We start from the raw sequence: 17,065 nt of genomic DNA on the forward strand, positions 1-17,065 counted from the left end.
TCTTCCTAATAGGTGTTTTTATTTTTCCCATTGTTTTATGATAAATATGGGAGAGAAATACATAAAAAAGGGGAATTTAATATGGAGCCTACGCAAGAAACGTATACAATTGTACGTTATCAATCTGGTACATTTTCAAAACAACTTGATGAGATTGTTACAGAATCTCCTATTACGATTAAATTGAATGGTGAAGAATATGTAACAGTCGTATGTACACCAAATTATATTGAAGATATGGTAATTGGGTTTTTAATTTCTGAGGGGATTATTTCTTCTTATAAAGATGTTGAAGAACTATGGGTGCAAAAAGATAACGGAATTGTCCATGTAACATCATCAAAAATAAATCCGCTCTATCAAAATTTATATAATAAACGATACATCACTTCCTGCTGTGGAAAAGGTAGACAAGGTTTTATTTTCGTTAACGACGCAGCGAAAGCAAAAGATTTACATGATATACATGTAAAAATTACTCCTGAAGAATGCTTTTACTTAATGAATACTTTACAACAATCTTCCACTACCTTTCGTCAAACCGGCGGTGTTCACAATACCGCGCTATGTGATCGAAACAATATCCTCCTATCAAGAATGGATATTGGAAGACATAATGCATTAGATAAAATATATGGACATTGTTTACGCAACAATATATCTGTTAAAGGAAAAATCATTGCATTTAGCGGACGCATTTCATCCGAAATTTTACTCAAAGTTTCAAAAATCGGATGTGAAATTGTTCTATCTAAATCCGCACCAACAAAATTAGCATTGCAACTCGCTCACGATTTAGGCATTACCGTCGTAGGATTTATTAGAAATGAATCTTGTAATATTTACACACATCCACATCGAATTGATGGTTATCGATCGAATAACTAAAATAACTCCTCAATCGAGGAGTTATTTTAGTTATGAAAATGTAATATATTAAACACTTGAATAGTTAATAAAGTTAATATATAATTTCATTACATAATTAAAAACAAAATATTGTAGCATATATCTTTTCATTCTTTTACAAATTAAAAGAGACTGCTAACAAAACGCATACACATTCTTATATATGTAATGGATTTATTTGATTTAAAATCGACCAAGGAGGTTACAACGATGGAAATTCGCTTATTAACGACAGAGGACGCAGAAATATATTTAAAAGTTTGTATGGAAGGTTTAACGAAGAACCCGGAAGCTTTTAGCTCTTCTTATGAAGATGTTCTGAAACATGAGGATCCTGTAGCTGCTATGGCAAAACGATTAAGCAATCCGGATAAGTATACTCTAGGGGTCTTCAAAGATAACGATTTAATCGGCATTGCTACTTTAGAAACAAAGCCTTTCATTAAACAAGAACATAAAGCAAAAATCGGTTCCGTTTTTGTTTCCCCTAAAGCACGTGGCCTTGGAGCAGGACGGGCTCTCATTAAAGCAATTATCGAGAATGCCGATAAATTACATGTAGAACAACTTATGCTCGATGTTGTAGTTGGTAACGATGCAGCAAAAAAATTATATGAATCATTAGGTTTCCAAACTTACGGCGTACAAGAGCGTTCATTAAAACATAACGGTCAATATTGGGACGAGGAACATATGGTTCTGTTCTTAAATGATTAATACTTCAATATAAAGTGAAACTTTACTAAATAGTTATTTTTTCCAAAAGCATCTTTTTATTAAGAAAGATGCTTTTTTCATTACAACAATGTAATCTTCATGTCACCTTTATCGATCGTACCAAACCTTTCCATTCATTATACTAAAAATATAAAGTGAAACTTTACTCAGTGGGGAACTACATCCCACGCTGATCGCATGTACTTGATATGTAGAGGAGAATGTGACATGAAACAAAACAAACGAGCTATGGTTTTAATATTTACTACAGCAATTGTAACTTCTGGATTAGCAATTTTACCTTGGTTTATTATATAAAGTGAAACTTTAATCAGCCCTCACCAATCGGACTTTTATGGGAAGCCCGCCCCCCCACCTAACTTCTTTGCTTTCGCTGCATTTTGAAGTGGGGGTCTTACTGCCCATTAAAGTCGGATAAAAATACTCCCCCTAACAACGAAAAAAGCTTATTGCTTCTTAAGAAGCAATAAGCTTTTTTTATATTATAAAATCCCCAAAATTTTATTTACACAACTTATAATAATAACCATAGATACGGCAACGCACATGACAACCGTATTACGATCTTGCTTTTCTTTTTTTGAAATTTCTTCTTTTGGATTCATGTGTATGATCTCCTTTTAAAAAAAGTGTGAGATAGGAAATTTTTCTTATCCGATGCGAGGTGAATACGAAAACCCTCTCTATCTCACATACACAATAGAATGGAATTGTCATTTTATAAATAAAATGACATGACGTTATGTCGCAACATAGGGTATTTTGTGTCGCTACGTTTTCTATTATAAAAAATAGTTGTGCAAAACTAGTGCATTTTTTATGTCAATTACTCTGAGCGAGAAATCACTCTTCCACTCAATCACATAAAAAGAGTTTTTTATCATTTTCATGTAAACTATACAAGTAGAATGAACAGTTTGGGGTGCACAAGATTATGGTAAAAATTTTATTAGTAGACGATGAAGAACGTATGTTACGATTATTAGATCTGTTCTTAAGTCCTCGTGGCTATTTTTGTATGAAAGCTACCTCTGGCCTTGAAGCACTAAAGTTAATAGAACAAAAAGACTTCGATATTGTTTTGTTAGATGTAATGATGCCGAATATGGATGGATGGGATACTTGCTATCAAATCCGTCAAATTTCCAACGTTCCAATCATTATGCTAACAGCTCGTAATCAAAATTACGATATGGTAAAAGGCCTTACGATCGGCGCAGATGACTATATTACAAAACCATTTGATGAGCATGTATTAGTTGCACGAATTGAGGCTATATTACGCCGTACAAAGAAGGATGGATTCGTTAGCTTCAATGGTATTGAGTGGGATAAAACGAAACATACCGTCACAGTATATGATGAAAAAATCTCACTAACTCCTATCGAGTTCTCGTTGCTTGGACTATTTTTACAAAATACAAACCGTGCTTATAGCCGAGATGATTTAATTGAAAAAATTTGGGGTTATGAAACAGACATTGAATATAGAACAATCGATTCACATATTCGCAATATCCGTGATAAATTACGTAAAAAAGGATTTCCAGTTGAAAATTACTTAGAAACTGTTTATAAGGTCGGATATAAATGGAAAAGTGAATAATTACTTCGGTCAGTGGAAAATACCATACCACTGACCCTTTATATGAAATAAGGTATGGTGAGAAAATGAGTAAACTTTCACTTAAAATTGGGACATACTTTTTAATATTAGCTTTATGTATTGAAACAATTGCTTTCGTATCTTTTTACAAAAGCATTTCAACAATGCGGATTGAGGAAGAAACACTTGCTCTTTTAGAAAAAGGTAATCGCTATAGTAAAATGCTAAAAAAACGTGCAGAGTGGAATGAACGTACTAAACACCAGCAATACACTGAACGTCCAAAACGTTATGGGTATCAGGAGTTCACTATCGAACATGCGGCTGAAGGATTAATTGAATCCGAGTTAATTGCTAATTCGGATATAACTATCATTATCACTGACAATGACGGAAAAATTATCTCTAACTCAGAACCCGTAACAAAGGAAATGCAAAAACAACTTACTTGTAAAACAGAACCTATTCCAAAAGACGGATTAATTATTGAGAGAAATTGGAAAAAATCAAAATTCATCTCAACAGTAAGCCCAATTGAAATTCAAGGATTTCAAGGTAATTTATATATGTTATTAAAAACATCTTTCTTAGAAAGAATGTTACTTAAACTCATGAATCAATTCCTTATTATTAGTATATTGACGGTTATTTTAACAACTATTTCTGTCTTTGTTTTTTCTCGTGTTATTACAGAACCGCTTATAAAAATGAAGAGGGCAACAGAAAAAATGCCAAAATTAAATAAGCCAATTCAATTAGGTATTAAACGGAATGATGAACTTGGAAGCTTAGCAAAAACGATTGAAGATTTGTCCAGTGAACTAACTTATATGAAAAAAGAACGCAATGAATTTCTTGCTAGTGTCGCCCATGAACTATTAACTCCATTGACCTATATGAAAGGTTATGCGAAAGTAGCAAAGAGAGACACTTTAACGAAAGAAGAGCGAGAAGAATACTTACAAATCATTGAGGATGAAACAGATAGTGTAACTGATCTCGTTCAAGATTTATTTATGCTTGTACAATTAGAACAACACCAATTTGTTATAAAAAAACAAAAAGTGACCCTTCAACCATTTTTAGAACGAATGGTTGAAAAAACAAAAACAACATTAACTAACAAACAAATGCAACTCCATGTATATTGCAAAGACGATTTAGAAGTTTGCATAGACGAAAGACGTATGGAACAAGTTATGTTAAATTTATTACACAATGCTTATCAACATTCGCTAGAAAACACCACTATTACAATACGCGTACTCACAGAAACAAATTCTTTTACAATAAGTGTACAAGATGAAGGTGAAGGTATTCCTGAGGAAGATATTCCTCATATTTTCGATCGTTTTTATCGTGTTGATAAATCTAGAACGAGAGCTACTGGAGGAAAGGGTATCGGGCTAGCTGTTGCGAAAGAAATTGTGGAATTGCATAACGGTTCCATTCTAGTAACAAGCAAATTAGGGGTAGGAACAACCTTTATAATTGAGCTACCTTTTGAATAATATGTGTGTGAAAACACCAGTAGTAGTAAACACTACTGGTGTTATTTTGTTCATAAAATCAGCTCATTTAGGCTAAGCTTTTGAAATTATTCTTATTTCAATATAAAATAAAGTGAAACTTTAATCCATGGAATGGTTCATCCCATGGATTATTAGTTGAACCAATCGGGCATTTACGGGCAGTTATCTCCAATCTAACTTCCGCGCATTCGCTGGATTTTAAAGTTGGAGTCTACTGCCCACAAATAGCGGGGTAAAGATACATTTGTCAAAGATTTGGAGGGTGATATAATTGGATATCCATGTATTAACAAAAGACGAAGCGGAAATTTACTTAGAACTTCGTGTAGAAGGATTAAAGCAAAACCCTGAAGCTTTTAGCTCTTCTTATGAAGATATTATTAATAAAGAGTGTGCGATTGAATATAAAGCACAAAAATTAGCACAAGATGAAAACTATACGCTAGGCGCATTCAAAGATGGAAAATTAATCGGGGTTGCAACACTGGAAACGAAACCATATGTAAAACAAGAACATAAAGCTAAAATCGGTTCTGTATATGTGTCTCCAAAAGCACGCGGACTTGGAGCAGGAAAAGCACTTATTAAAGAATGTCTTGAACTTGCTAAATCTTTAGAAGTAGAACAAGTTATGCTTGATGTTGTTGTTGGCAACGATGGAGCAAAAAAACTTTATGAATCATTAGGATTTAAAACATTCGGTGTGCAAGAACGTTCATTAAAATATAACGGACAATATTGGGACGAAGAGCATATGGTCTTATTCTTAGACGAAAATAAATAATAAAAAACATCCTCTCGTATGAGGATGTTTTTTTACTTTTTTCTAAACCACGCTATATTTAATAATTGAATCGCTTTTGCAATTTCTTCCTCTGATAATATCGCAAACCCAAGTAAAACTACATTTTCAGGCGCAGTACCGTCTTTATAGTACGTAGACACAGGATATACTTTAATACTATGTTTCGCAGCTTCTTGAATTAATTCTTCTTCTCGCATTCCATTATGCACTTGTAATAAAATGTGCAATCCTGAATCTTCTCCTATCACTTCAACACGATTAGAGAAATACTTTTCTATTTCAAAGACAAGTCGATCCCTCTTTTTTCGGTAGACGACACGCATTTTATGAATATGTTTTTCCCAATAGCCTTCATTTAAAAACTTTCTAATCACTTCTTGGTCCATTCTTGAAACACTTTGTGTATAAAATAAATATTGCTGTTGATACTTTTTAATTAATTTCTTCGGCAACACCATATAGCTCATCCGTAGCGATGGCAATAATGCTTTAGATAGCGTCCCCATATAAATAACTTTCCCCTCTGTATCTAACCCTTGCAGCGCCGGTATAGGCTTTCCAGAATAGCGAAATTCACTATCATAATCATCTTCAATAATATACCTGTCTTTCGCTTTCTTCGCCCATTGTAAAAGCTGCGTCCTTCTCGTAATAGGCATAATCATTCCATATGGAAACTGATGGGAAGGTGTAACAAATACAACATTCGCATTGCTATTTTCTAAATCTGCCATACAAATGCCGTCCCTATCTAAAGACAACATTTGAACCTTCTCTTCTCCCTGTTCAAAAACGACCATTTTCCTATGATACCCTGGGTTTTCCACTGCATAATTGCTTCCCTTTAACAATTGAAACAATAGTTTCACTAATATTTGTGTTCCCGCACCTAATACAATTTGACTAGCTGAACAACGTACACCTCTAGATTCATACAAATAATTCGTAATCTCTTCTCTTAAGCTCGCTTCCCCTTGAGGGTGTCCTAGAAAGAGAAGTTCGTTATTATACGGCTGCCATACTTCATTTACAATTTTCCGATACATATTGAATGGAAAAGCATTTGTATCAATGCCTGTTTGTGTAAAGTCAAATTTATAACTCTTCTCCTGAAACAGTACTTCTTCTATTCTCTCTTCGCTATCCTCTACATGAACCATTTGCTCAATCTTGCATACAAAATAACCTTTTCTCGATATCGACTCAATATAACCTTCTGCAAGTAATTGTTCGTACGCTGCCTCTACTGTATTTTTACTTACTTGTAAATGTATCGCTAACTTTCGCTTAGCCGGTAATTTCGTAAAAGGGACAATCGTTCCATCTTTAATCTCTTTTTTTATATACTCATACAATTGCACGTACAATGCCTTTTTACTATTCATATTTAAATTAGGCGTTAATTCTAACATAATATCTGACCCCTTAATAAAACTACAATCTGATACTTTTTACAGTACCAGAAGTTATATATAATTCCTTTTATCATGTCACACATAAAAAATCAAATACCAGAAAGGAGAAACATGATAATGAACAATGGTAGACGTATCGGACTCATTATGATTATTACAGGGGCTACATTATGGGGATTATCTGGTCCAATGATTCAGTGGCTATTTCAGCATACTAATGTATCCTCAATTGATTTTTTAACAATTCGATTGCTGCTTGCGGGAATATTTATTTTATCTTTTTTACTGATAAAGAAACAAAACATTTTTCAAATTTGGAAACACCCTAGACATTCTATACAACTTATTATTTTCTCTATTCTCGGCATGCTCGGTGCACAATACGCCTTTATCGAAACAGTTCATATTAGTAACGCGGTCACAGCGACATTATTTCAATTTCTAGGTCCTGTTTTTATTACCATTTATGTCGCATTTGAACAACGAAAATTCCCTGCTTCTATGCAACTACTCGCAATTATAACTGCGCTAACGGGAACGTACTTTATTATTACAAACGGTTCAATTGAAAATATTGTTTTATCGAAAGAAGCCATTATTTTTGGCCTATTAACAGCAATTGGATTTGCATTTTATACCCTTCATCCAGCTTCCCTTATTAAAGAATGCGGAACAACCCTAGTAATTGGATGGGGGATGTTAATTGGCGGCATTGCCCTGCTTATTTGTAATCGCTCGTTTGGATGGCATGAGCTTTCGCAAACTTTTACAACAAAAACTTTTTCAATGCTTATTCTTATCATCATAAGTGGAACTCTTTCTTTTCTTCTTTATATCGGTAGTCTGAAATATTTAGCAGCAACAGAAACAAGCATTTTATCTAGTATTGAACCACTTGTAGCTGCCATCGTTTCAATCGCTTGGCTGAATGAATCTTTTGGAGCATATCAATTATTAGGCGGCGTATGTATCGTTCTTTCTGTTATTTTCTTAACGATGCCGCAAAAAGAGAATGAGCCAGCCTTTACATCTGAACAAATATAAAAAATGTCAAAAGAGGTCGTACAAAACTTACGACCTCTTTTTATACTTTAAAGGAATTGTCCCGCTTTCTGGCAAATACAATTACACTAACAATCAAAATTAGGAGTGTGGCACCATGAAAAAAATCGGAACTATGCTACTGTTCTTCTTTCTCATCACTGGATGCTCGCAATTGCAACCTGATTCAGAATTACCTAAAAAAGAAGCTATCGCAACGTCATCCACTCAAGTTAATGCACCTTCCTTCTTTCACCTTAGCGTTTTAAAAGATGTAAATTGGGAAGAAACACCCTCCTTTATACAAGAAAAAATACCTTTAAGAGGTATCGAAGACAAAATTGCAATGGCCGATAGCCCTATTATCGCAAATGAAAAAAATGAAATGATGTGGTACTTTTTAGATCCTGAAATGCCAACTGGAAAACTATCTATTATTGCACTAAAGCAAGGATCAGTAACTCCAACACCCGTACTCTTTCAACAAAAAACTTCCAAACCAACTTGGACTACTTCAAATACAATTGATTCCACTACAAACGAACTCCCTCTCACTATGTCACTACCTTCATCTGGATTATGGGTATTAAACATATATGTAAATGAAAAATATTATGATCAGTTTGTAATCACCGCTGAGTAAAGTGACAAAAATAAACCACTTTCTTACAACAATGTAATTTCTACGTCATATACTTCGATAGTTAAAGTATCTCTCTTCTCTTATACTTAAAGTAAGAAATGACACGAGGAGAGATGAGAGATGAAAAAAATGATAGAAGTGATCGTAGCAGTAACTGAAGTTTTAGTAAATGGTAAACAAGTTGCAATGGAATTAAATAAATAATGAGGAAACATAAATAAATGATTTTACACTTCTTCATTATTTTGATTTCTTATCTCAAAAAAGCAGTGCCTTTTTAGGCACTGCTTTTAGCTATTAATAACTTGGTATTCTCGTAATTCGTGCCACACCTGAATCAATCGCTGCTTTCGCTACTGCTTCAGCAACACTTGGAACAACTCTTTTATCTAATGGATTTGGGATTACATAATTCGCATTACGTTCTTCGTCCGTAATGATGTTAGCGATCCCATATGCTGCCGCTAATTTCATTTCTTCTGTAATATCAGTCGCACGCACATCTAACGCACCGCGGAATATTCCAGGGAACGCCAATACATTATTTACTTGATTCGCATAATCCGAGCGCCCAGTTCCTACTACAGCTGCTCCAGCCTCTAACGCATCCTCAGGGAAGATTTCTGGAATTGGATTCGCCATTGCAAACACAATTGCTTTCTCATTCATCGTCTTTACAAGCTCTTTCGTTAATACATTAGGGGCAGATACACCGATAAAGATATCAGCCTGATGAATTGCTTCTTTTAACGTTCCACGTACATGTTCTCGATTTGTCTTTTTTGAAACTTCAATTTGCGCTTCGTTCATCCATGCTTCCCCTTCACAAACAATACCTTCTAAGCTAACTAACGTAATGTGCTGTGCACCAGCCTTTAATAATAATTTTCCAATTGCAATTCCTGCCGAACCAGCACCGTTAATAACAATCTTCACATGATCCATTTGTTTGCTAACAACTTTTAATGCATTAATAACAGCTGCTAAGACGACGATAGCTGTTCCATGTTGATCATCATGGAATACAGGAATATTCGTTTCTTCTTTTAAACGTTTTTCAATTTCAAAACAACGCGGCGCTGCAATATCTTCTAAATTGATCCCTGCAAATGTAGGCTCTAAATTTTTAACAAGGGTAACGATTTCATCCACATCAGTCGTACCTAAACATAACGGGAAAGCATCTACATTAGCAAATTTCTTAAATAATATACTTTTTCCTTCCATAACAGGCATAGCCGCTTTCGGTCCAATGTTTCCTAAACCGAGTACCGCTGTTCCGTCTGAGACAACTGCCACCATATTCCCACGTGCTGTATAGTCATACACTGTTTCTTCATCTGCTGCAATTGCTTTGCAAGACTCCGCTACACCTGGTGTATATGTCAGACTTAAATCATCCGCTGAATTTACTTCTACTTTACTTGTAATCTCAATTTTCCCTACTAATTCTTTATGCAATAACAATGATCTTTCATTAATTTGATTTTCTAACATACTTATAATCTCCCCTTAATTTGACAAGCTAGCTATATGAATATAGCTAGCTTGTTTAATCATGAAAACATTTTTAATAAGATTGTCGCTGTTACAACCATTGCTGCCCCGCCTAAACGAGTCGAAATTTGCGCAAACGGCATTAATTCCATTCGATTTGAAGCTGATAAAATAGCAACATCTCCAGTTCCGCCTAAACCGCTATGACATCCAGTTACAATTGCTGATTCAACTGGATACATTTTCATCACTTTCCCTACAAGAAAACCTGATGCTACCATTGTAAGAACAACTGATGCGCACACAACAACATACCCTACAGAAAGAACTGCTGCTACGTCTTTTAGCGGAATATATAGTAATCCTAGTCCAACCATTAAAGGCCAAGTTAAATTCTTCGAAATGAATTTATATAGATGGAATGCTCCTTGCTCCATTTTTGCGGGCATTAATTTAAAGTATTTCACAAGTGCTGCCGAGAAGATCATAATGATTGCCCCAGGGATACCGATGAACTTAGAAGCAAATCCTCCGAAGATGAAGAACGTACACGCAATTAATAAACCTGCTCCCATTAATGAGAAGTCAATTGGCTTCTCTGTATTTTGTTCTTTTAATAACTCTGCTTGATTGTCTGTTTTTACTAATACACCGTTACCACTAAGCTCCGGTTTCTTCTCACCTAAACGCTTCATATACCCTGCACTCACAATTGCGAACATATTTCCAATAATAGCTGCTGGAATAAGCTGTGATACAAACGTTGCTGATGATTCATTTAAAATATCACTATAGGCTAGCGACAATGGTAAAATTCCTTCCCCGATACCACCACTCACAATTGGTACAATGATAAAGAAGAATGTTTGCTTCATTTCAAATCCAAATAGTGAACCGACCAATAACCCTACTACTACAGAAGCTAACGTCCCTACTACTAAAGGAATAAACATACGAACGAAACCTTGTACTAATACTTTACGATTCATTCCTAAAATACTTCCGACTACTAAACAAGAAATATATAAATATAAAAAGTTCGATTTTTTCATTAACATAGTCGCAGCTTCCATTGAAGCTGGATTCATCCAGTTAAAAAATACAAGTAATGATGGAATAAATAACGAAAGTATTGCTGGACCACCGATATTTTTTAAAATTGGAATTCTCATCCCAATGTCTCCTAAGAAAATACCCATGATCATAATAACTGCAAATCCACCAATCATATCTGCTGGTAATTTATTATATACAGATGCCCCATAAATAATAGCAGCCAATACTACATATAACGGTAAAGGTATAACACCGATTTTTACATTTATAATTTTAGAAGCGAAAGATTCTCTTTGTACTTCATTTCCTCCAGAAAATGATACCGCTTCCACATCCTTTTGAATTCCCATATGGCACCCCCTTGTTTTCTTAATAACAATATTAAAACGCTTTCAATAGTAAAAATAGTTTTTGTAAGTTTTGTAATTGATTTTGTAATTAAAAAAAGTATAAGCGACTTATAATAAGTCGCTTATACGTAAAACGCTATTTTATTTTGGTCAATACATCTTAATTTACTCACCGGTCTCCCTACATGTTGATACACCATTTCGTTTTCTAATACTCCAATTTCTGTTAAAAACATTACATACTTTCGAATAGAAACTCTTGAAACACCAACTAATTGCGCCATTTCATCTGTTGTAAACGCTCGTCCATTCAACGACTCGATCTTCTTCCAAATTAATTGCATCGTTTGCTTCGTTAATCCTTTCGGAAGCTCTTTCATGACAGTAGGTTCTCTTTTTTCTTTTTGCAAAATTAACGAATCTAATTCCGATTGACTAATTTTTTGTTGTTCTTTCATGAAAGTAAGTTTTTCTCGATATATAGTTAATGCTTCTTTAAATCGTTCAAATGTAAATGGTTTAATTAAATAATCTACTACGCCATATTGTAATGCTTTTTTAATACTCCCCATATCATGTACAGCTGAAATCATCATAATATCGATTTCTTTTTCTTGGTTCCGAATATACATTAAAAGCTCAAATCCAGTCTCTTCAGGCATAAAAATATCAAGTAATACTAAATCTACTCGTGATTCCTCTAATACTTCTATCGCCGATTTTACCGAATTCACTGCTTGAACAAGTTCAAACCCTCCTACTTGCTCTAAATAATGCGTATTTAACATTGCTACCATCGGGTCATCTTCTACAATTAAAACTTTAATCATATTTGCCTCTCATCCCTACCTTTAGGTATTTCAATTGTTATCGTTGTTCCCTTTCCTACTAATGAATACACATGAATTTCTCCATTTATTCGCTGTATACTTTCTTTTACAAGATACAAACCATAACCACGGTTATCCCCCTTTGTGGAATAACCTTTCGTAAATAATGACCCTATTTCTTCTTCTTGTATACCTTTTCCCGTATCTTGTACTGTAATGGTTAGTGTATCCCCATATTGTATCTCAACTTCAACTTGCTTCTTTTCACAATTCGTCACTGCCTCTAATGCATTATCAATTAAATTTCCGACAATCGTAATCAATTCATGAGTAATACTTTCATCCTCTATTTCTGGCATGTAAGAATCTTCACTTATAATTAATTTTATATTTTTCTCTCTAGCATAGCTAAGTTTCCCGAGTAAAAAACCAGCAAATACTGGACTTTTTATTCTTTTCATAATCCCACCAATTTCATATTGATGCTCTGATACCATACCGCTTATATATTTCTGTAATTCTTCATACTGCTTCATATGTGTAAGCCCTAATACGACATGCATTTTATTCATAAATTCATGCGATTGTGCCCGTAATGCTTCCGCATATAATCTAATACCAGTTAATTCTTCTGCTAATTTTCTAATCTCTGTTTTATCACGAAATGTTGCAATTGCGCCAACTATTTCTCCTTTTACATATAAAGGAACACGATTCGTCACAATTGTAATTCCATAAATATTTTGTTCTTCGTTTAATTGTACTTCTCCCGTTTTTAATACTTCTTTTATACGTGAATTAGGCATATATAACTCAACATCTTTACCGATAAAATCTTCTTCTAATCCACTTTTCTTAAACAATCGTTTTGCCTCATTATTTATTAAAGTTACATTTGCCTCTTTATCTACAGCAATAATACCTTCCTTTACAGATTGTAGCATCGTATTTCTTTCTTCAAGAATTTTCGCTATCCTATGAGGTTCAAGACCGAATAAACTTTTCTTTATATGTCTAGCTAGCAATATTGCTCCTATAATTCCGACTAGTACTCCAACTCCGACACCAATATAAATGATATGTCTACTTTCCTTAACTCTCTCTTTTACATTATCTGCTGAAATACCAACGGCCACCGCTCCAAGTTGTTCACCTGTTTCAGAAAATACAGGTACAAATACTCGCATTGAAATACCTAAAGTTCCTTCTGCCAGCGATACATGTTCCTTTCCTTTCAATGCAGGCCCTTCATCTCCCCCAATAAAATGATGACCTATTTTTTGAGGATTTGGATGTGATTTTCTTATTCCATTCATGTCCATAACTACAATAAATTGAACACCTGTGTTTTTTAATATTCTATTTGTATACGTTTGAATTGCAGCAGTATCCGTCTTCCCAATTAAACCATCGATTACAATTGAATCATTCGCCACAATGTGTGCAATTGTTTTTGCTTTCTCTGCCTGGCTATCCTCCGTTGTCCGTTCTACATTATGACTAATTAATATATCTGTCACAAGTAAAGAAAAAATTACAACTGTACAAACTAACAATGTAATCGTTTTCCATAAATTCCATAGTCTTTTTCTTTTTTTCATCCCGTTAATGACTCCCCTAATTGCTGAATAGAAAAATAAGTAAGGTGATATTATTTTCACCTTACTTATCTGCTGTTATTATACTTTAAATTTACTAGTCATCGCTTGTAGTTCTTCGGCCATCTCAGCTAAATTTTGCGAAGCTGAACTAATTTCTTCCATTGAATTCATTTGTTCTTCTGTTGAAGCAGCAACACTTTGCATACTAGCTGTATTTTCTTCTGCAGCCGCTGCAATTTCATCAATAGCATTTGTCACTTCATTTGCATCTCCAGCAATTCTCTTCGTTGTTTCTACCATTTGATTCACTTGAGAAACAATATGTGTAGTAGAACTTAAAATTTCCGTAAAACTTACTTTCGTTTTTGTTACAACATCAAGGCCTTGTTGGACTTCCCCATTCACATTATCCATCGCCTTAACAGTATGTTCAATATCAGCCTTAATTTCTGCAATTAAATTTGCAATCTCTCCAGATGATTCTCCGGACTGCTCCGCTAATTTTCTAACTTCATCTGCTACAATAGCAAATCCTCGTCCCTGTTCACCTGCTCTTGCTGCTTCAATAGCCGCATTTAAAGCTAATAAGTTCGTTTGAGTAGCGATGTTTTGGATTGCTTCAGAAATAGCTCCTACTTGCTTTGATTTTTCATCAAGAAGTTTAATAATAGCATCTGACTCGGATACCGACCTAGAAATAGACTGCATTTGTTTTGCTGTTTGTTCAACTAAATCTTCTCCCTCTTCGGCTCTTTCTCGCGCATGTAATGAGGAAATAGAAATTGACTCTGCACTTCCAGTTACATCTTGAATTGCTGTATTTACTTGTTGCAATGTAGCCGCACCTTCTTCAACACCTTGACTTTGTGATTCAGCCCCACCTGATACTTGTTCCATTGCAATTGTAATTTGGTCTGTCGCATCATTTGCTTGCTGTACGCTCGCTGTTAACTCTTCAGCCGATGCAGCGACATGTTCTGCTGAAAAACTAATTTGAGTAATCACATCTTGTAAAGAGGCAGACATTTCATTAAAGGAATTCCCTAATTTCCCTATGTCATCCTTGGAATGGATTGTAATTTTCTCTGTTAAATCTCCCTTACTAATTTTATGTGCCGAGTCAGCTATTTTTCTTAATGGTCTTGTAATAGACTTTGTAATGAAATAAATTAATACACTACCAAATACAATAGCGATAGCAATAACAATAAAAGTCTTATAAAATACTGGATTCGCAGCTTGGGTAATTTCTTCATCAAACATAACTCCAACTACTTTCCAGCCCGTTTTCTCATTTGTTGCAAAGATTAAATTCTTTTTATCATCTTGTTCTGTATAAGAGACATTTCCTTGTTTTTCTTCATAAATCGGTTTAATCCAAGGATCAGTAACTTTTGCACCTGGTTTTCTAGATGGATGACTAACAATTTGCTTATTTTGATCTAAAATAACTGCATAACCTTTTTCACCAATGTTAATCATTTTGGAAATTTTCAAGATGTTATCTAGATTTAAGTTAATTCCTATAACACCTTTACCATCTTTTACTTCTTTTGCAATTGTCACTACCATATTTTTTGTAGATGCTGATTGATATGGTGCAGTAACAATTACTTTCCCTTTATTTTCATGTGCTTCTTTATACCAAGATCTATCTGTTGGATTATACCCATCATCCATTTGGATAAATGGTTCTCTTATAAACTTTCCTGTCTGCGTTCCAATATAAATACCTTCTACTTCTGGATGAAGTTTTATATATTGCACTAACTTCGTTCTTACTATTTCTTCTTGTCCGTTTGGATATGTATCCTCTGTTAAGATGTCTGCAAAGTATGCTGCATCAACAAATTTCTCTTCTATATTTTGAGAAATAACAGTATTTAAAATCGAAATGTTTTCCTTTGCTTTACCTGTGATTTGTTGTTCAAAATTTGTTTTGGCAGTTTGATATGAAACACCACCGATAATAAGTCCTGGTATAGTTAAAATTAGAAAAAATGAAATGATTAATTTTTTCTTGATACTCATACATTTAACCCAGTTAAATATTTTTTGCATAATAAGCCTCCTTTATGTAATGTGAATACTTGTGTAATTTTATATAAGTAACATATATAAAACAATATATAATGATAACATGTAATTTTTTTGTCAATTATGCATTTTTACATATTCACTACTTCTAAAGATTTAAGCATAAAAAATAAGAGAACTTCAGCTTATTATATATGCTGAAGTTCTCTTATTTCGTAACAAAAAGCCCCCACAAAAACGCCGCTTACAATTCCTTACTAATTGCTTTTCACATAACTAACCGCCTGACTCCCCATTTGCATCCAGGCCTTTTCAAAACTCTCTCTCGGTACTTTTACATCTAAACTGTCACTTAGAGGATCTCGAATATATACAAATTCCTTATCATATCCAACAAGTACAACACAATGTTCATTATACGTAATAGAAACATCTCCACTAGTTGTTTCCCATGTAGTAAATTCATCTTCATCTAATGGCGCAAATGTTGCATTTGTAATCATGACTACCGGTTGTCCTGATTTTACACTCTTATAAAGTTCTTCTATACTCTTCCCTGTTAAGTCCACAGCTTTGTTAGGTAAATACTTTTTCGCTAATTGAAAAAGTGGTCCATGATATACACCATATCCTGATTCAGAAAAGGTGTAAATATTTCCTACAAATCCTTCATTTGGATTCCCACGTACACCATCGTTCATAAAATCAACTTTCTTTATTTCATTTGCTAATTTCATCTTATCCACTGTAATGCCTGCGTATTGTAACATCATCGCTAAGCTCGTTACTTCGCAGCCTCTATCTAGTTCTGGTAATTGCTGAATGAAAGGTACATTTGATAAGATGACCTTTTCACCATCCTTACTAAACTCCGCTTCTTTTCCGCTTTGTATATTGAAGAATGTTAACTTCTCCACATACTTTGTAATTCCATTTGTATATACATTCCATACTGCTATAGCTAGTAAAGCCATACATATATACCACTTCCATCTCCGTATCACT

At 34.2% G+C, this 17,065-nt stretch carries 15 protein-coding genes and 1 pseudogene; 7 read left to right on the forward strand and 9 right to left on the reverse strand.

Features of this window, described 5'->3' with window-relative positions; all coding sequences use genetic code 11:
• The first annotated feature begins 81 nt into the window (after nt 1-81).
• Nucleotides 82-888 carry a formate dehydrogenase accessory sulfurtransferase FdhD gene (gene fdhD, locus PDK19_RS15950; RefSeq protein WP_048552721.1) on the forward strand — a complete coding sequence of 269 codons (807 nt, stop codon included), beginning with the start codon at nt 82-84 and terminating at the stop codon, nt 886-888.
• 231 nt (nt 889-1,119) lie between these two features.
• A complete protein-coding gene (locus PDK19_RS15955; RefSeq protein WP_000405875.1) occupies nt 1,120-1,626 on the forward strand; it encodes a GNAT family N-acetyltransferase in 507 nt (168 codons plus the stop codon).
• Nucleotides 1,627-2,129: 503 nt separating this feature from the next.
• Here the strand turns inward: PDK19_RS15955 and PDK19_RS15960 are convergent.
• Complete coding sequence (locus PDK19_RS15960; protein ID WP_001068392.1) at nt 2,130-2,252, reverse strand: hypothetical protein; 123 nt, start codon at nt 2,250-2,252, stop codon at nt 2,130-2,132.
• Nucleotides 2,253-2,581: 329 nt separating this feature from the next.
• On the opposite strand from PDK19_RS15960, the gene PDK19_RS15965 reads away from it, so the two are divergent.
• The 3 genes from PDK19_RS15965 to PDK19_RS15975 all read left to right on the forward strand — a co-directional run bounded on the left by PDK19_RS15965 (nt 2,582) and on the right by PDK19_RS15975 (nt 5,569).
• Nucleotides 2,582-3,253: a response regulator transcription factor gene (locus tag PDK19_RS15965; RefSeq protein WP_000238954.1), complete on the forward strand. Its 672-nt coding sequence runs from the start codon at nt 2,582-2,584 to the stop codon at nt 3,251-3,253.
• Between the two features lie 65 nt (nt 3,254-3,318).
• Nucleotides 3,319-4,764, forward strand: a complete 1,446-nt coding sequence (locus PDK19_RS15970; protein WP_000041015.1) for a HAMP domain-containing sensor histidine kinase — start codon at nt 3,319-3,321, stop codon at nt 4,762-4,764.
• A 292-nt stretch (nt 4,765-5,056) separates the two neighbouring features.
• Nucleotides 5,057-5,569, forward strand: coding sequence for a GNAT family N-acetyltransferase (locus tag PDK19_RS15975; RefSeq protein ID WP_000351212.1), 513 nt, complete (start codon nt 5,057-5,059; stop codon nt 5,567-5,569).
• Between the two features lie 32 nt (nt 5,570-5,601).
• Here PDK19_RS15975 and pdxR read toward each other — a convergent pair whose 3' ends face one another.
• The gene (gene pdxR / locus PDK19_RS15980) at nt 5,602-7,002 is read right to left on the reverse strand and encodes a MocR-like pyridoxine biosynthesis transcription factor PdxR (RefSeq protein WP_000891907.1); all 1,401 of its coding nucleotides are present in this window, start codon (nt 7,000-7,002) and stop codon (nt 5,602-5,604) included.
• 120 nt (nt 7,003-7,122) lie between these two features.
• On the opposite strand from pdxR, the gene PDK19_RS15985 reads away from it, so the two are divergent.
• Nucleotides 7,123-8,049: a DMT family transporter gene (locus PDK19_RS15985; RefSeq protein WP_001059048.1), complete on the forward strand. Its 927-nt coding sequence runs from the start codon at nt 7,123-7,125 to the stop codon at nt 8,047-8,049.
• Nucleotides 8,050-8,164: 115 nt separating this feature from the next.
• Nucleotides 8,165-8,689, forward strand: coding sequence for a DUF4871 domain-containing protein (locus tag PDK19_RS15990; RefSeq protein WP_270707562.1), 525 nt, complete (start codon nt 8,165-8,167; stop codon nt 8,687-8,689).
• 297 nt (nt 8,690-8,986) lie between these two features.
• Here PDK19_RS15990 and PDK19_RS15995 read toward each other — a convergent pair whose 3' ends face one another.
• The 7 genes and pseudogenes from PDK19_RS15995 to PDK19_RS16020 form a co-directional block, all read right to left on the reverse strand.
• A complete protein-coding gene (locus PDK19_RS15995; protein ID WP_000892419.1) occupies nt 8,987-10,186 on the reverse strand; it encodes an NAD(P)-dependent malic enzyme in 1,200 nt (399 codons plus the stop codon).
• 59 nt (nt 10,187-10,245) lie between these two features.
• Nucleotides 10,246-11,592 carry a 2-hydroxycarboxylate transporter family protein gene (locus PDK19_RS16000; RefSeq protein WP_000512692.1) on the reverse strand — a complete coding sequence of 449 codons (1,347 nt, stop codon included), beginning with the start codon at nt 11,590-11,592 and terminating at the stop codon, nt 10,246-10,248.
• Between the two features lie 122 nt (nt 11,593-11,714).
• Nucleotides 11,715-12,422 (reverse strand): response regulator, encoded by a 708-nt coding sequence (locus tag PDK19_RS16005; protein ID WP_000598676.1) that lies wholly within the window; start codon nt 12,420-12,422, stop codon nt 11,715-11,717.
• On the reverse strand, nt 12,419-14,023 hold the full coding sequence (locus PDK19_RS16010) for a sensor histidine kinase (protein WP_000746418.1): 1,605 nt from the start codon (nt 14,021-14,023) through the stop codon (nt 12,419-12,421). The genes PDK19_RS16005 and PDK19_RS16010 overlap by 4 nt, the downstream gene beginning before the upstream one ends.
• 78 nt (nt 14,024-14,101) lie before the next feature.
• Nucleotides 14,102-15,049 (reverse strand): methyl-accepting chemotaxis protein, encoded by a 948-nt coding sequence (locus PDK19_RS27440; RefSeq protein WP_442868810.1) that lies wholly within the window; start codon nt 15,047-15,049, stop codon nt 14,102-14,104.
• A pseudogene (locus PDK19_RS27445) lies at nt 15,041-16,084 on the reverse strand (HAMP domain-containing protein); the annotation flags it as partial. The pseudogene PDK19_RS27445 and the gene PDK19_RS27440, both read right to left, overlap by 9 nt.
• Before the next feature lie 233 nt (nt 16,085-16,317).
• Nucleotides 16,318-17,064: a C39 family peptidase gene (locus PDK19_RS16020; protein WP_041184472.1), complete on the reverse strand. Its 747-nt coding sequence runs from the start codon at nt 17,062-17,064 to the stop codon at nt 16,318-16,320.
• Between the last annotated feature and the right edge of the window lies 1 nt (nt 17,065).

Origin of the sequence: Bacillus cereus group sp. BcHK124 (assembly GCF_027712065.1) — a bacterium.
Taxonomy (GTDB): Bacteria; Bacillota; Bacilli; order Bacillales; family Bacillaceae_G; genus Bacillus_A; species Bacillus_A pacificus.

Excerpts from the sequence above, each read along its gene's own strand:
- fdhD (WP_048552721.1), top strand. The coding sequence starts at position 82 with ATGGAGCCTACGCAAGAAACGTATACAATTGTACGTTATCAATCTGGT.
- PDK19_RS15955 (WP_000405875.1), top strand. The coding sequence starts at position 1,120 with ATGGAAATTCGCTTATTAACGACAGAGGACGCAGAAATATATTTAAAA.
- PDK19_RS15960 (WP_001068392.1), bottom strand. The coding sequence starts at position 2,252 with ATGAATCCAAAAGAAGAAATTTCAAAAAAAGAAAAGCAAGATCGTAAT.
- PDK19_RS15965 (WP_000238954.1), top strand. The coding sequence starts at position 2,582 with ATGGTAAAAATTTTATTAGTAGACGATGAAGAACGTATGTTACGATTA.
- PDK19_RS15970 (WP_000041015.1), top strand. The coding sequence starts at position 3,319 with ATGAGTAAACTTTCACTTAAAATTGGGACATACTTTTTAATATTAGCT.
- pdxR (WP_000891907.1), bottom strand. The coding sequence starts at position 7,002 with ATGTTAGAATTAACGCCTAATTTAAATATGAATAGTAAAAAGGCATTG.
- PDK19_RS15985 (WP_001059048.1), top strand. The coding sequence starts at position 7,123 with ATGAACAATGGTAGACGTATCGGACTCATTATGATTATTACAGGGGCT.
- PDK19_RS15990 (WP_270707562.1), top strand. The coding sequence starts at position 8,165 with ATGAAAAAAATCGGAACTATGCTACTGTTCTTCTTTCTCATCACTGGA.
- PDK19_RS15995 (WP_000892419.1), bottom strand. The coding sequence starts at position 10,186 with ATGTTAGAAAATCAAATTAATGAAAGATCATTGTTATTGCATAAAGAA.
- PDK19_RS16000 (WP_000512692.1), bottom strand. The coding sequence starts at position 11,592 with ATGGGAATTCAAAAGGATGTGGAAGCGGTATCATTTTCTGGAGGAAAT.
- PDK19_RS16005 (WP_000598676.1), bottom strand. The coding sequence starts at position 12,422 with ATGATTAAAGTTTTAATTGTAGAAGATGACCCGATGGTAGCAATGTTA.
- PDK19_RS16010 (WP_000746418.1), bottom strand. The coding sequence starts at position 14,023 with ATGAAAAAAAGAAAAAGACTATGGAATTTATGGAAAACGATTACATTG.
- PDK19_RS27440 (WP_442868810.1), bottom strand. The coding sequence starts at position 15,049 with ATGTCTGCCTCTTTACAAGATGTGATTACTCAAATTAGTTTTTCAGCA.